The following is a 14,146-nucleotide window of genomic DNA, read 5'->3' on the forward strand; positions in this document are numbered from 1 at the left end:
TCTGTTCTGCCGGACCCGCCCACCGGGTCCGGCGACTTCCTGTTCAGCGTACGTGTACGTAGGTGCCGGGCGAGGCCTCCATCGGCGGGTAGTCCGGGTTGCCCAGCGCCACCTGGGTTTCCCGCTGCTCGCCCGAGCGCGCCTGGATCCACTCCAGCCATTTCGGCCACCAGCTGCCGGCGACGCTCTCCGCGTCGTAGTACCAGGCACGGTGGTCGGAGCTGAGGGTGGGGTTCTCCAGGTGGGTGGCCTTGGGGTTGCCGGGCGGGTTGAGGATGCTCTGGATGTGGCCGCTGTTGGAGAGCACGAAGCGGCTCTCGCCCCCTAGCAGCAGGGCGGAGCGGTAGACCGACTCCCAGGGCGTGATGTGGTCGTTGATGCCGGCCACGCTGAAGCTGTCGACGGTGACCTTCTTCAGGTCGATCGGCGTGCCGCACACTTCCAGCGCGCCGGGGCGGGTCAGCGGGTTGTGCTTGAACAGGTCGAGCATGTCGCCGTGCATGGCGGCCGGTAGCCGGGTGTTGTCGTTGTTCCAGTAGAGGATGTCGAAGGCCGGTGGCTGGCGGCCCAGCAGGTAGTTGTTGATGAAGTAGTTCCACACCAGGTCGTTGGGACGCATCCAGGCGAAGATCTTCGACATGTCGCGGCCATCCAGCACGCCGGCCTGGTAGGAGCGGCGCTTGGCGGCTTCGAGGGTCTGCTCGTCGGCGAACAGCGCGGCCGGTGTTTCCACCTGGGAGTCCAGCAGGCTGACCAGGTAGGTGGCGCTGCTGACCTTGCGCAACTGCCGCTTGGCCTGCAGGTGGCCTTGCAGGGCGGCGATGGTCAGGCCGCCGGCGCAGGCACCGACCAGGTTGAGGTCCTTGCTGCCGGTGATAGCGCGGCACACATCGGTGGCTTCCTCCAGGGCCTGCACGTAGCTGGACAGGCCCCACTCGCGGTGACGCGCGTCGGGGTTGCGCCAGCTGATGGCGAACACCTGCAGGCCGTTCTTCAGGGCGTACTGGACGAAGCTCTTCTCCGGCGTCAGGTCGAAGATGTAGAACTTGTTGATCTGCGGGGGAACGATCACCAGGGGCTTGAGGTACTGCTTCTCGCTCATGGGCTTGTACTGGATCAGCTCCAGCATCTCGTTGCGAAACACCACCGAGCCCGGTGTGGTGGCCAGGTTCCGCCCGACTTCGAAGGCATGCTTGCTGACCTGGCTGGGCATGGCGTTGTTGTGCAGCAGGTCGTCGAACAGGTGGCGCGCACCGTTGATCAGGCTGAGGCCGCCGGTGTTGAACAGCTCCTTGACCGCCAGCGGGTTGAGCAGGCTGTTGGACGGGGCCACGGCATCGCTGAGCAGCGACAGCACGAAGCGTGCGCGGGTGCGGTCGTCCGGGGACAGCTCGCTGTCGTCGATCCACTCCATCAGGTGCTGCTGCCAGGCCAGGTAGGCCTGGAGCCCGCGCCGGTAGAAGGGGTTGAGCCGCCAGGACGGATCGGCGAAGCGGGCATCCTGCGGGTTGGGGGTGTAGGGCGTGTCTCCCAGCAGCACCCGGCCGAGCTTGCCGCCCAGCTTGAGCAGGTGGCGGGCGCTGTGCACCGGGCGCTTGGCGCTGTGCACGGCCAGGGTGCGGACGGTCGAGGCCAGGTCCTTGCCTCGGAGGCCGACAATGGCGCTCTGCACGTTCATGAAGTTAGCGGGGACCGGCAAGGCGCCCGAGTCCTTTTTCTCTCGCATGGGGGCAACACTCCGTAATCAGTCCATCGTCATGGAGGGTCAGCAAGGCTCGTACCACGAGCACAACAGGTGCATTCCAGACCAGTTCCCGGGAAATTCAAGTCCGGGCGGGCTGCACCGTGCCGGCGCTCAGGTAGGGAAGGGCCCCATCCTGGGGCGCGATTTGGCTCAGGGGGTGCGGGGCAGCAGCGGCTTGGGGTGCATGACTGCCCGCCGCCGCTCCTGGGCGAGGAACTTCATGATGATCGGCGCGACTGTTTCAGCGCGTGTCACCAGGAACAGGTGGCCGTCGTCGATCACGTGCAGCTCCGCATTGGGGATGCGCCAGGCCAGCAGGCGCATGTTCACCAGCGGGATGATCGGGTCGTCATCGCCGGCCAGCACCAGGGTCGGCTGGCGGATGCGGTGCAGCCAGTGGATGCTGGTCCAGCCGAGGCCGGCGAACAGTTGCCAGTAGTAGCCCAGCTTGCCGGAGGAGCGCACCTTGCTCGCGTGGGCCATGGCCAGGCCGGGGTCGCGGCGGAAGGCGCCGCCGTAGATGTCCGGGGCGATGTGCACGCCGTAGGACGGCTGGATGTAGCGCCGCGGGCTGGCCATGCGCATCAGCACCTTGGGCTTGCCGGGCACCATCACCGCGCCGGCGGAGGTGGCGGCGAGGATCAGCTTCTTGCAGCGCTCGGGGTAGTCGTGGGCGAACTGCTGGGCGAGCGCGCCACCCCAGGAGACGCCGATGGCGTTGACCTGGCCGTAGTCGAGGTAGTCCAGCATCCGCGCGGCGAGCTTGGCCAGGCCGGGGAAGCGGTAGGGCGTGCTGGGGGTGGAGGAACCGCCGACGCCGGGGACGTCGAAGGCGATCACCTCCTGGTCCGGGTCCAGCGCCTGGACGAAGGGGAACACCAGCTCGAGGTTGGCGCCGATGCCGTTGAAGATCAGCAGCGGCGTCAGGTGTTCGCCGCCCGGACGTACCGCAGTGCGGATGGTCTGGCCGTCGAGGTCGATGGTGCGGAAGACGAAAGGTTGCGGCATGCGCGAGCCCCTATGGGTGGATACGGCGGGCGGCGCCGGCTGGGGCTCCGCCTGGACTGCCGGGGATGAGCCGGCTCAGGCCGCCGCCCATTCGGGCGGCGAACCGGTTCGGCACGTCCGGGTGCCGGGGCGACGATGCGCGCGAGGCGCTATCAGCGCTCGTGGACATAGGTTCCTGGGGACGCCTCGCCGGCCGGGTAGGCCTTGTTGCCGAGGGTCAGCGTGGCTTTCTTCAGCTTGCCCGAGCGCTCGGCCAGCCAGGCCTGCCAGTGCAGCCACCAGGAGTCGGCGTGCTTGGTGGCGTTCTCCTGCCAGGCCTTCGGGTCGGCGGGCATGTCGCTGCCGGTGGAGAAGCGCGCCTTGGGGTTGCCGGGCGGGTTGAGGATGCTCTGGATGTGGCCGCTGTTGGATAGCACGAACTCGCACTTGCCGCCCAGCAGGCGGGCCGAGCGGTAGCAGGCTTCCCAGGGGGTGATGTGGTCGGTGGTGCCGGCCACGCAGAAGAAGTCGCAGGTGACCTTCTTCAGGTCGATCGGTGTGCCGCAGACTTCCAGCGCGTCGGGCCGGGTCAGCGGGTTGGTCTTGAACATCTCCACCAGCTCGCCGTGGAAGGCGGCGGGCAGGCGTGTGGTGTCGTTGTTCCAGTAGAGGATGTCGAATACCGGCGGCTCGTTGCCCAGCAGGTAGTTGTTCACCCAGTAGTTCCAGATCAGGTCGTTGGGCCGCATCCAGGCGAACACCTTGGCCATGTCCTTGCCTTCGAGCACGCCCGACTGGTACGAGCGGCGCTTGGCGGCTTCGAGGGTCTGCTCGTCGGCGAACAGCGCGACCTGGGTGTCGAGGTTGAAGTCCAGCACGCTCACCAGCTGGGTGAAGGCGTGCACCTTCTGCTCGCCGATGGCCTGGTAGTGACCCAGCAGGGCGACGGTGGTGATGCCGCCAGAGCAGGCGCCGAGCATGTTGAGGTCCTTGGCGCCGGTGATCTTCAGCACCACCTCGATGGTTTCCTTGAGGGCCTCGATGTAGGTCGACAGGCCCCATTCGCGCTGGGCCTTGGTGGGGTTGCGCCAGCTGACGATGAAGGTCTGGATGCCGTTGCGCAGGTTGAAGCGCGCCAGGCTCTTCTCCGGGGAGAGGTCGAAGACGTAGAACTTGTTGATCTGCGGCGGCACCACCAGCAGCGGGCGTTCATGCACCTGCTCGGTGATGGGCTTGTACTGGATCAGCTCCAGCACGTCGTTGCGGAACACCACGGCGCCTTCGGTGGTGGCGAGGTTCTTGCCGACCTCGAAGGCGTCCATGTTCACCTGGCTCGGCATGCCGCCGTTGTTCACCAGGTCCTTGGCCAGGTGGGAGAGGCCGTCGAGCAGGCTCTTGCCGCCGGTCTCGAAGAAGCGCTTGACCGCTGCCGGGTTGGCCATGGTGTTGGTGGGGGCCATGGCCTCGGTCATCAGGTTGATCACGAAGTGGCCGCGGCTGGTATCGGACTCTGACAGGTTGCTGTGCTCGATCCACTGGTGCAGTTCCTTGCGCCAGGCGAGGTAGGTCTGCAGGTAGCGGCGATAGAGCGGGTTCTGGCTCCAGGCCGGGTCGTTGAAGCGGCGGTCGTCCGCTTCGGGGTGCAGGTCGGAGGAACCGAGCAGCACGTTCTTCAGTTCGACGCCGAAACGGGCGACATGCTTGGCACTGTGGAAGGGCTGCTTGACGGCCTGCAGCATGACCATGCGTGCGGAGGTCAGCAGATCCTTCCCGCGGATGCCGATCACCGGGTTCAGGCCCAGGGTGTTCTCCGAGGCTTGTCGCTGCAGGTCTTCGTTGTTCTTGTTGCTCATCTACGACGCTCCATTGTCCTGAGACGGATACCGGCGAACTGCTGTACGGGACAGTTAAGCGTGGCCTGGTACTGCTCGGGTTACCGGGGGTGCGAAGAGAACTTCGCCTGTTTCTGTGAACCTTTGGTTGCCAAATGCATGGAACCTGCCAGTTCTGGTTACCCGAGTTTAGGTGAATGCGCAAGCTGGCCCGGGGGCTGGCGTGCGTCGAAGAGTATGGCGGCGGGATCTAGAAAATGCGCTCTAACCGCGTGCGCCCTGGCCAGGATGGGGCCAGGGCCTGCACCGCTTCAGAGCATGAGGCGGACGACGCTTTCGTCGGGGTCGCGGGAGCGCCCGGCGGCCTGGAGCTGCGCCAGGTAGTCCTTCCAGAGCTCGTCCTGGCGGGTGGCGAGTTCGTAGAGGTAGTCCCAGGTGAACAGGCCGCTGTCGTGGCCGTCGTCGAAGGTCAGTTTCAGGGCGTAGTTGCCGGCGGGTTCGACCTTCACCAGGGCGACGTTCTGCTTGCCGTATTGCAGCACCGGCTGGCCGTGACCCTGTACCTCGGCGGAGGGGGAATGCACGCGAAGGAATTCGGCGGGCAGGCTGTGGCGTTCAGTGCCGTAGCTGAGCACCAGGGTGCGGGATGCCTTGTGCAGTGCGATGGCGGTGGGGATGCGCATGGGCGGGGCTCCGGACCGGGGCGGCCAGCCGGGCGGGATGCCGCGGCTGGCACGCGAGTGTGTCGCACAGCTTAGAGGATGTAGCGCGACAGGTCTTCGTCCTGGGCCAGCTCGCCCAGGTGGCCGTTGACGTAGGCGGCATCGATGCGGATCGGGGCCTCCTCGTGCTGGGCCGCGAGGTCGCCGGCGCTGAAGGAGACTTCCTCCAGCAGGCGCTCCAGCAGCGTGTGCAGGCGACGGGCCCCGATGTTCTCGGTCTTCTCGTTGACCTGCCAGGCGATCTCGGCCAGGCGCTTGATGCCCTCGGGGGCGAACTCGACGTTCAGGCCCTCGGTCTTCAGCAGTGCGGTGTACTGCTCGGTGAGCGAGGCATGGGGTTCGGTGAGGATGCGCTCGAAGTCCTCCGGGGAGAGGGCCTTGAGTTCCACGCGGATCGGCAGGCGACCTTGCAGCTCGGGCACCAGGTCGCTGGGCTTGGCCAGGTGGAAGGCGCCGGAGGCGATGAACAGGATGTGGTCGGTCTTGACCATGCCGAGCTTGGTGTTGACGGTGCAGCCTTCGATCAGCGGCAGCAGGTCACGCTGCACCCCCTCGCGGGAGACGTCGGCGCCACCGACGTTGGCGCGCTTGGCGACCTTGTCGATCTCGTCGATGAAGACGATGCCGTTCTGCTCCACGGCTTCCAGGGCGCGGGCCTTGAGTTCTTCCTCGTTGACCAGGCGCGCGGCCTCCTCGTCGCGGACCATCTTCAGCGCGTCCTTGACCTTGAGCTTGCGGCTCTTGCGCTTGCCCTTGCCCATGTTGGAGAACAGGTTCTGCAGCTGGCTGGTCATCTCCTCCATGCCGGGCGGGGCCATGATCTCGACACCGGCCGGGTTTTCGGCCACTTCGATGTCGATTTCCTTGTCGTCCAGCTGGCCTTCGCGCAGGCGCTTGCGGAACAGCTGGCGGGTGTTGGTGTCCTCGCGCTGCGGCTCGTCACCGAAGCCGCTGCGCGCCGGCGGCAGCAGGGCGTCGAGGATGCGTTCCTCGGCGGCGTCTTCGGCGCGGTGGCGGACCTTGTGGATCTCCTGCTCGCGCATCATCTTCACGGCGGCATCGGCCAGGTCGCGGATGATCGACTCGACGTCGCGGCCGACGTAGCCCACTTCGGTGAACTTGGTGGCTTCGACCTTGATGAACGGGGCGTTGGCCAACTTGGCCAGGCGCCGGGCGATCTCGGTCTTGCCGACGCCGGTGGGGCCGATCATCAGGATGTTCTTCGGCGTCACCTCGGCCCGCAGTTCGGCGGGCAGCTGCATGCGCCGCCAGCGGTTGCGCAGGGCGATGGCGACGGCGCGCTTGGCGTCTTCCTGGCCGACGATGTGGCGGTTGAGTTCGTGGACGATCTCGCGGGGGGTCATGGACATGGATGTCGCTCCGGGGCTGGACAGGGCGCTCATTCGGCGCTGTCCAGCTCCTCGATGGTCAGGTTCTGGTTGGTGAACACGCAGATGGAGCCGGCGATGTTCAGGGCGGTCTCGGCGATTTCCCGCGCGGAGAGGTCGGTGCGCTGCAGCAGGGCGGTGGCCGCGGCCTGGGCGAAACCGCCGCCGGAGCCCATGGCGATCAGGCCGTGCTCGGGTTCGACCACGTCACCGTTGCCGGTGATGATCAGCGAGGCGTCCTTGTTGGCCACGGCCAGCATGGCTTCCAGGCGGCTCAGGGAGCGGTCGGTACGCCAGTCCTTGGCCAGTTCGACGGCTGCCCGCACGAGGTGGCCCTGGTGTTTCTCCAGTTGGCCTTCGAAGCGCTCGAACAGGGTGAAGGCATCGGCGGTGGCGCCGGCGAAGCCGGCCAGCACCTGGCCGTGATACAGCCGGCGCACCTTCTTGGCGTTGCCTTTCATGACGGTGTTGCCGAGGGAAACCTGGCCGTCGCCGCCCATGACGACTTTGCCGTTGCGGCGGACTGAAACGATGGTGGTCAAGGGAGGAGTCTCCACGCAGCGGGGCGAAAATGCCCGAATGGAAACCCAGATGGGGGAGCCCGCGCGGCTTTTCAACCGCGCGGGGGTGATTCGTCGATCAGCGTGCCTGCCGCTGTTGCAACAGGAGATTACCGAAGCCGCTGCCGGCCAGCTGTTTCTGTGCGGTGGCGAGCTGCTCGCGGCTGGCGAAGGGACCGACCAGCACGCGGTACCAGGTTTCCTCGCGCACGGTGCCGGACTCCACCTGGACGTTCTGGCCCAGCAGGATGATCTGGGCGCGGACGCGGTCGGCGTCTTCCTTCTTGCGGAAGGAGCCGGCCTGGAGGAAGAACTGGGTGGTGGTCGGCGCCTTGGCCACGGTAGGCGGAGGCGGCGGTACCTGGCCGGCGAGGGCGGCTTCGGCCCGTGCCTTGTCGATCTTCGCGGCTTCTTCCGGGGTCACCGGCTGCTGGGGCGTCGGCGGGGTGGCCGGCGTCTCCTTGGGCAGGGCGTCCGGCGGCACGATGACCTCTGACTCCGGCAGCAGCGTGTAGAAGTCGTACTTCGGCTTGGCCGGCTCGCTCTCCGCCGAGGGCTGCGCGGGCTGGGCCTGGCCCTGGGGCTTGGGCTTGCCGCCGGCGGCCTGCTGCTGTTGCTCGGGCTTGGCGCGGCGGATGTCGTCGCGGCCGGGCTCGAGCTTCATCAGCATGACCACGAAGCCGCCGATGACCAGGCCGATGGCCAGCCAGACCCAGCCAGGCACCGGTTTCTTCGCCGGTGCCTGGTAGCGGCTAGCTCCGCGTTTGGGGGCTGCTTTCTTCTTCGCCATGGGTCCGTTACATGCGTTCCAGGGTGTTCAGGCCGAGGAGTTCCAGGCCTTGCTTGAGGGTGCGACCGGTGAGGGCGGCGAGGCGCAGGCGGCTCTGCTGGGTGGCTTCGTCCTCGGCGGCGAGGATCGGGCAGTTCTCGTAGAAGCTGGAGAACAGGCCGGCCAGGTCGTAGAGGTAGGTGCAGAGGATGTGCGGAACGCCCTTGGCGGCAACGTTGTTGAGGATGTCGGCGAACTGCGCCAGTTTGGCGGCCAGGGCCTGCTCCTGCTCGGCGGCGAGGATGATCTGCCCGCCGATCTCGTCGACGCCCTTGCCCAGCTTGCGGAACACGCTGGCGGTGCGGGTGTAGGCGTAGAGCAGGTAGGGCGCGGTGTTGCCTTCGAAGCTCAGCATCTGCTCGAAGTTGAAGCTGTAGTCGCTGGTGCGGTGCTTGGAGAGGTCGGCGTACTTGACGGCGCCGATGCCGACGGCGCGGGCGATCTGGCGCAGTTCGGCCTCGTCCAGCTCCGGGTTCTTCTCCTTGACCAGGGCATAGGCGCGCTCTTCGGCCTCGTTGAGCAGGTCGATCAGCTTGATGGTGCCGCCGTCGCGGGTCTTGAAGGGCTTGCCGTCGGCGCCGTTCATGGTGCCGAAGCCCATGTGCTCCATCTCGAAGTCGGGGCGTACGAAGCCGGCCAGTCGCGCGGCGGCGAAGACCATCTGGAAGTGCAGGGCCTGGCGCTGGTCGACGAAGTAGAGGGCGCGGTCGGCCTTGAGCACGCCGCTGCGGTAGCGGGTGGCGGCGAGGTCGGTAGTGGCGTAGAGGTAGCCACCGCCGGCCTTCTGCACGATCAGCGGCAGCGGGTCGCCTTCGGCGTTCTTGAACTCGTCCATGAACACGCACAGCGCGCCGTCGCTTTCGGTGAGCAGTCCCTTGGCGCGCAGGTCGGCGACCACGTTGGGCAGGTCGTCGTTGTAGGCGCTCTCGCCCTTCACATCGGCCATGGTCAGCTTCACGCCCAGGCGGTCGTAGACGGCCTGGCAGTGGCTGAGTGAGATGTCGTTGAAGCGGTTCCACAGGCGCAGGCACTCGGCATCGCCGGCCTGCAGCTTGACCACCAGTTCGCGGGCGCGGTCGGCGAATTCGCTGGATTCGTCGAAGCGCTTCTTGGCGGCGCGGTAGAAGCCTTCCAGGTCCGACAGCTCGGCGTCGCTGTCCACCGGCTGCTCCTGCATGTAGGCCAGCAGCATGCCGAACTGGGTGCCCCAGTCGCCCACGTGGTTCTGGCGGATCACCTCGTCGCCGAGGAACTCCAGGACGCGGGCCACGCCGTCACCGATGATGGTGGAGCGCAGGTGGCCGACGTGCATCTCCTTGGCCAGGTTGGGGGCGGAGAGGTCGACCACCACGCGCTGGGCCGGGCCGGCCTTGCGCACGCCGAGGTGGGCGTCAGCCAGGGCGGCGTCCAGGCGCTGGGCCAGGGCCTGGGTGTTCTGGAAGAAGTTGAGGAAGCCGGGGCCGGCGATCTCCACTTTGCTCACCTGGTCGTCCTGGGGCAGGGCGGCGATCAGCTTCTCGGCCAGGTCGCGCGGCTTCAGGCCGGCGGGCTTGGCCAGCATCATGGCGATGTTGCTGGCGAAGTCGCCGTGGGTCTTGTCCTTGGTGTTTTCCACCTGGATGGTGGGGGTCAGGCCTTCGGGCAGTACGCCTTCGCTGGCGAGACGGTTCAGGGCGTGCTGGATCAGCTGGCGAATGGTGTCTTTCATGTTCTGCTCTCGGCCGGAAGTCGGCGGCGCCGTGGCGCTGGTTGAAAACCGCGCATTATCGGCGTGCAGTGCCCGCCGCTTCAAGCGCCAGGCGCCGAGGGGCGCCTGTGACGGTGGGTCGCGTCAGAACAGGTCGATCGGGTCGACATCCAGGGACCAGCGTACGGCCCGGCCGCCGGGGAGCTGTTCCAGGGCCTGGGACCAGGGCGTGAGCAGGCGGTGCAGGGTGGCGCGGCTGTTGGCCTGGAGCAGCAGCTGGGCGCGGTGCTTGCCGGCGCGGCGCTCCATGGGTGCGGGGACGGGGCCGAGCAGCTCGACACCGCTGAGGTGCAGCTCGGCCAACTGCTGTTCGGCTTCGGCACAGGCGCTGTCGAGGAAGGCTTCGGCCTGTCCGGGCTTGTGCGCTTCGGCCCGCAGCAGGGCCAGGTGGGCGAAAGGCGGCAGGCCGGCGGCGCGGCGCTCGGAAAGGGCCTGCTCGGCGAAGGCGAAGTAGCCCTCTTCGGTGAGTTGCACCAGCAGCGGGTGGTCGGCCAGGTGGGTCTGGATGATCACCCGGCCCGGTTCCTCCGCGCGGCCGGCGCGACCGGCCACCTGGACGATGAGCTGGGCCATGCGCTCGCTGGCGCGGAAGTCGGCGGAGAACAGGCCGCCATCGGCGTCGAGGATCGCCACCAGGGTGACCCGGGGGAAGTGGTGCCCCTTGGCGAGCATCTGGGTGCCCACGAGGATGCAGGGCTCGCCCTTGTTGATGGTGCCGAACAGTTGGGCCATCGCATCCTTGCGCGAGGTGCTGTCGCGGTCGATGCGCAGCACGGGGAACTGTGGGAAGAGGATGCCGAGGCGTTCTTCGGCGCGCTCGGTGCCGGCGCCGATGGGGCGCAGGTCGACCTTGCCGCAGTCGGGGCAGTTGTCCGGGCGGCGCTGGACATGGCCGCAATGGTGGCAGCGCAGCTCGTTGTGGCGCTGGTGCAGGGTCATGCGGGCGTCGCAGCGGGTGCACTGGCTGATCCAGCCGCAGTCGTGGCACAGCAGGGTGGGTGAGAAGCCTCGGCGGTTGAGGAAGACCAGCACCTGCTGGCCGGCCTCCAGGGTCTGCTGGATGGCCTGTTGCAATGGGCCGGAGATGCCGCTGTCGAGCGGGCGGCTCTTCACGTCCAGGCGCAGGAAGCGCGGCTGCCGGGCGCCGCCTGCGCGCTGGGTCAGCCGCAGCAGGCCGTAGCGGCCGGCGTAGGCGTTCTGCAGGCTTTCCAGGGAGGGGGTGGCGGAGCCCAGCAGGATCGGCACGTTCTCCTGGCGGGCGCGGACGATGGCCAGGTCGCGTGCGTGGTAGCGCAGGCCTTCCTGCTGTTTATAGGAAGCGTCGTGCTCTTCGTCGACGATGATCAGCCCCGGGTTCTTCATGGGGGTGAACAGGGCCGAGCGGGTGCCGATGATGATGTCGGCCTCGCCGTCGCGGGCGGCGAGCCAGGCGTCCAGGCGTTCGCGGTCGTTGACGGCGGAGTGCAGCAGGGCGACGCGGGCGTTGAAGCGCCGGGAGAAGCGCTCGAGGGTCTGCGGGCCGAGGTTGATCTCGGGGATCAGCACCAGGGCCTGCTTGCCGGCCTGCAGGGTCTCGCGGATCAGTTGCAGGTAGACCTCGGTCTTGCCGCTGCCGGTGACGCCGGCGAGCAGGAAGGCGTTGAACTGGCCGAAGGAGGACTGCACCGCGTCGAAGGCGGCCCGTTGCTCGCCGTTGAGCGGCAGTTCGGCCTGGGCCAGCCAGTGTTCGTGGCGCGGCGCAGGGGCGTGGCGGCGGGTCTCCACGCGCGCCAGTCCCTTTTCCAGCAGCAGGTCGAGGCTGTCCTTGTTCAACTGCAGCTGTGCGAGCAGCTGGTGGGCGACGCCATGGGGGTGCTGGGCGAGGATGGCCAGGGCCTGGCGCTGGCGTGGTGCGCGGGCCAGGCGCGGGTCGTCGGCGCGGGCGCCTTCGCAGGCGTGCCAGAAGCGCTCCTGGCGGGCTTCGGCCGGTTCGCCCTGGCGCAGCAGCACGGGGAGTGCCCAGCTAAGGGTGTCGCCGAGGCTGTGCTGGTAGTACTGGGCCGTCCACAGGCAGAGCTGGAACAGCGGCGCCGGCAATGGCGGCTGGCGGTCCAGCAGGGCAAGTGCGGGGCGGAGCTTGTCCTCCGGGACTTCGCTGCGGTCGGTGACTTCCACCAGTACGCCGATGACTTCGCGACGGCCGAACGGCACCCGCACGCGTATGCCGGGCTGCAAGGCGGCCGGGGCCACGCCGGCAGGGGCGCGGTAGTCGAACAGGCGGCGCAGGGGCGAGGGCAGGGCGAGTCGCAGGATGGGGCTGGGCACGGGGAACTCCGGTGGGGGCCCGGGGATGCTAGGGGGATGCCGTTCCCGTCGCAAGCGGCGGGGTGGGTGCCGTGCGTCGCTCGGCGCAGGCTGCGCTTGCGCGTCGGGGAAGGTCTGGTATCATCTCGCGCCTGTTTCCGTGCGGTACTCGACATAGGGTCGGGTGGCGGCACGCCAGACCTGAGGATCAAGCCATGAAACCGGAAATCCATCCCGAATACGTAGCGATCGAAGCTACCTGCAGCTGCGGTAACGTCATCAAGACCCGCTCCACCCTGGGCAAGAACATCAGCCTCGACGTGTGCTCCGAGTGCCACCCGTTCTACACCGGTAAGCAGAAGGTCCTGGACACCGGCGGCCGTATCGATCGCTTCAAGCAGCGCTTCGGCGTGTTCGGCGCCAAATAAGGCCCGTTCGCCGGGAGGCTCGCAACGAGCTCCCAGCTGCACGAAAAGGCGCCCCGAGGGGCGCCTTTTTCATGCCCGTCTTCCGGGCATTGACGCTGTGCCGCCGGGCGGCGTAGAACCGCGGCTCCTGGCACGGTGGACCTCAACGAGGTGGCGATGCCCTTTCTTCCCTGGCTGCTGCTGGTCGTGTGCATGGCACTGGCGAGCGGGTGCGCGGTGAACCCGGCCACGGGGCGGGACGACTTCGTGCTGATGGACGAGGCGGCCGAGCAGGAGCTTGGCATCCGCTACAACCAGGACGTGCAGCAACGCTACCCCCGCTACCCGGATGCGCAGCTCCAGGCCTATGTCCAGCAGGTCGGGGAGCGGGTGGCCCGGCACAGCCATCGTCCTGACCTGGCCTTCATCTTCACGGTGATCGATTCGCCGGATCTCAACGCCTTTGCCCTGCCGGGCGGCTACATCTATGTGCACCGGGGGCTTTTGGCCTACCTGGGGTCGGAGGCGGAGCTGGCGGCGGTGCTGGCCCATGAGATCGGCCACGTCACGGCGCGCCATGGTGCGCGACAGCGGAGTCAGTCCCAGGCCTGGGGTGCAATCGGCCAGGTGGCGGCGCTGGGCACCGGGGTGGGGGCCGTGGCGGATGCGACGCAACTCCTGGGCGGGGCACTGGTGCGTGGCTACGGCCGGGAGATGGAGTTGCAGGCCGACGAGTTGGCGCTGCAGTACCTCGCGCGCAGTGGCTATGACCCGCAGGCGCTGGTGAGGGTCATCGAGGTGCTCCAGGCCCAGGATGCTTTCCTCCGCTCGGAGCGTGCTGATCCCGGTCGACAGGCTGGCGGCTACCACGGGCTGTTCGATTCGCATCCGGCCCACGAGGCGCGCCTGCTCCAATTGATGAGTCGAGAAACGGGCTCGGGGGTCTGGAATCGCGATGCCTACTTCCAGGCGCTGGATGGGTTGGTCATCGGTGGGCCGGTGGGGCAGGGCGTGCTGCGTGGTCGGCATCTCTCGCACGGGCCGCTGGGGGTGATGCTCGACTATCCGCCGGGGTGGCGAGTGGTCAGCGAGCCGGATTCCGTGACGGCCTACTCGCCAGATGGGGTCGTCTACCTCGGGTTGCGTTCGGAACCTGTCGATCCAGGGCTATCGCCGATGGCATTCCTCAGTGCTCGCGTGGGGGATCGGCATCTACTGGAAGCGCAAACCCTGGACGGCGCCGCCTTGCCCGGGGCGACGGCCTGGCTCGCTGGCCCGCCGGCCCGACGCGTGGCGGTGGCTTTCGGAGACGCGCGCGCGTATCTCTTCGTCGCCGGGGCCGAGAAGGACGCGGCCCTGCGGGATGCCGATGCACAGGTGTTGGCCACCGTTCTTAGTCTCCGTGGAGTGACGGAGCAGGATGCGTCCCTCGCCGAACCGGTACGGATTCGTACGGTTAAGGTGGGGAAGGGGCAGCATCTGACAGATTTCATTTCCGTCGGAAACGCTGCGGTTTCCACCCGCGAACTGGAAAATAGGATACGATTGCTCAACAATCTGTATCCAATCGGTGATGTGCAACCTGGGGATTGGCTGAAAGTCGTACGTTAGAGGGGTTGACGAGCCGTGACTGCCTAGTCTTGTAGG

Annotated in this window: 11 protein-coding genes; 2 read left to right on the plus strand and 9 right to left on the minus strand. The window is 67.5% G+C overall.

Translation table 11 applies throughout. From position 1 onward, the window contains the following. Positions 1 to 43: 43 nt before the first annotated feature. The 9 genes from phaC (FBY21_RS22265) to FBY21_RS22305 all read right to left on the minus strand — a co-directional run bounded on the left by phaC (FBY21_RS22265) (position 44) and on the right by FBY21_RS22305 (position 12,113). Positions 44 to 1,726: a class II poly(R)-hydroxyalkanoic acid synthase gene (gene phaC / locus FBY21_RS22265; protein WP_044406691.1), complete on the minus strand. Its 1,683-nt coding sequence runs from the start codon at positions 1,724 to 1,726 to the stop codon at positions 44 to 46. A 168-nt stretch (positions 1,727 to 1,894) separates the two neighbouring features. Continuing rightward, positions 1,895 to 2,752: a poly(3-hydroxyalkanoate) depolymerase gene (gene phaZ, locus FBY21_RS22270; RefSeq protein ID WP_044406694.1), complete on the minus strand. Its 858-nt coding sequence runs from the start codon at positions 2,750 to 2,752 to the stop codon at positions 1,895 to 1,897. Positions 2,753 to 2,904: 152 nt separating this feature from the next. Continuing rightward, positions 2,905 to 4,584 carry a class II poly(R)-hydroxyalkanoic acid synthase gene (phaC, locus tag FBY21_RS22275; protein ID WP_044406696.1) on the minus strand — a complete coding sequence of 560 codons (1,680 nt, stop codon included), beginning with the start codon at positions 4,582 to 4,584 and terminating at the stop codon, positions 2,905 to 2,907. A 290-nt stretch (positions 4,585 to 4,874) separates the two neighbouring features. After that, entirely contained in the window at positions 4,875 to 5,246 is a 372-nt protein-coding gene (locus FBY21_RS22280) for a gamma-butyrobetaine hydroxylase-like domain-containing protein (protein ID WP_074973668.1), read from the minus strand. A gap of 71 nt (positions 5,247 to 5,317) precedes the next feature. Beyond that, entirely contained in the window at positions 5,318 to 6,655 is a 1,338-nt protein-coding gene (gene hslU / locus FBY21_RS22285; RefSeq protein WP_044406700.1) for an ATP-dependent protease ATPase subunit HslU, read from the minus strand. A 29-nt stretch (positions 6,656 to 6,684) separates the two neighbouring features. Beyond that, positions 6,685 to 7,215 carry an ATP-dependent protease subunit HslV gene (gene hslV, locus FBY21_RS22290; RefSeq protein ID WP_044406703.1) on the minus strand — a complete coding sequence of 177 codons (531 nt, stop codon included), beginning with the start codon at positions 7,213 to 7,215 and terminating at the stop codon, positions 6,685 to 6,687. 97 nt (positions 7,216 to 7,312) lie between these two features. Then, positions 7,313 to 8,023, minus strand: a complete 711-nt coding sequence (locus tag FBY21_RS22295) for an SPOR domain-containing protein (RefSeq protein WP_142013716.1) — start codon at positions 8,021 to 8,023, stop codon at positions 7,313 to 7,315. A 7-nt stretch (positions 8,024 to 8,030) separates the two neighbouring features. Next, entirely contained in the window at positions 8,031 to 9,770 is a 1,740-nt protein-coding gene (gene argS / locus FBY21_RS22300; RefSeq protein ID WP_142013718.1) for an arginine--tRNA ligase, read from the minus strand. 123 nt (positions 9,771 to 9,893) lie between these two features. Then, a complete protein-coding gene (locus FBY21_RS22305) occupies positions 9,894 to 12,113 on the minus strand; it encodes a primosomal protein N' (protein WP_142013721.1) in 2,220 nt (739 codons plus the stop codon). A 194-nt stretch (positions 12,114 to 12,307) separates the two neighbouring features. Between FBY21_RS22305 and rpmE the strand changes: the two genes are divergently transcribed. Both rpmE and FBY21_RS22315 read left to right on the plus strand, forming a co-directional pair. Next, entirely contained in the window at positions 12,308 to 12,520 is a 213-nt protein-coding gene (gene rpmE / locus FBY21_RS22310) for a 50S ribosomal protein L31 (RefSeq protein ID WP_003453200.1), read from the plus strand. A 156-nt stretch (positions 12,521 to 12,676) separates the two neighbouring features. Then, positions 12,677 to 14,110: a M48 family metalloprotease gene (locus FBY21_RS22315; protein ID WP_142013722.1), complete on the plus strand. Its 1,434-nt coding sequence runs from the start codon at positions 12,677 to 12,679 to the stop codon at positions 14,108 to 14,110. Positions 14,111 to 14,146: the final 36 nt, after the last annotated feature.

It is taken from the genome of Pseudomonas sp. SLBN-26 (genome assembly GCF_006715895.1).
In the GTDB taxonomy this organism is placed as follows: domain Bacteria; phylum Pseudomonadota; class Gammaproteobacteria; order Pseudomonadales; family Pseudomonadaceae; genus Metapseudomonas; species Metapseudomonas otitidis.

Excerpts from the sequence above, each read along its gene's own strand:
- phaC (WP_044406691.1), bottom strand. The coding sequence starts at position 1,726 with ATGCGAGAGAAAAAGGACTCGGGCGCCTTGCCGGTCCCCGCTAACTTC.
- phaZ (WP_044406694.1), bottom strand. The coding sequence starts at position 2,752 with ATGCCGCAACCTTTCGTCTTCCGCACCATCGACCTCGACGGCCAGACC.
- phaC (WP_044406696.1), bottom strand. The coding sequence starts at position 4,584 with ATGAGCAACAAGAACAACGAAGACCTGCAGCGACAAGCCTCGGAGAAC.
- FBY21_RS22280 (WP_074973668.1), bottom strand. The coding sequence starts at position 5,246 with ATGCGCATCCCCACCGCCATCGCACTGCACAAGGCATCCCGCACCCTG.
- hslU (WP_044406700.1), bottom strand. The coding sequence starts at position 6,655 with ATGTCCATGACCCCCCGCGAGATCGTCCACGAACTCAACCGCCACATC.
- FBY21_RS22295 (WP_142013716.1), bottom strand. The coding sequence starts at position 8,023 with ATGGCGAAGAAGAAAGCAGCCCCCAAACGCGGAGCTAGCCGCTACCAG.
- argS (WP_142013718.1), bottom strand. The coding sequence starts at position 9,770 with ATGAAAGACACCATTCGCCAGCTGATCCAGCACGCCCTGAACCGTCTC.
- rpmE (WP_003453200.1), top strand. The coding sequence starts at position 12,308 with ATGAAACCGGAAATCCATCCCGAATACGTAGCGATCGAAGCTACCTGC.
- FBY21_RS22315 (WP_142013722.1), top strand. The coding sequence starts at position 12,677 with ATGCCCTTTCTTCCCTGGCTGCTGCTGGTCGTGTGCATGGCACTGGCG.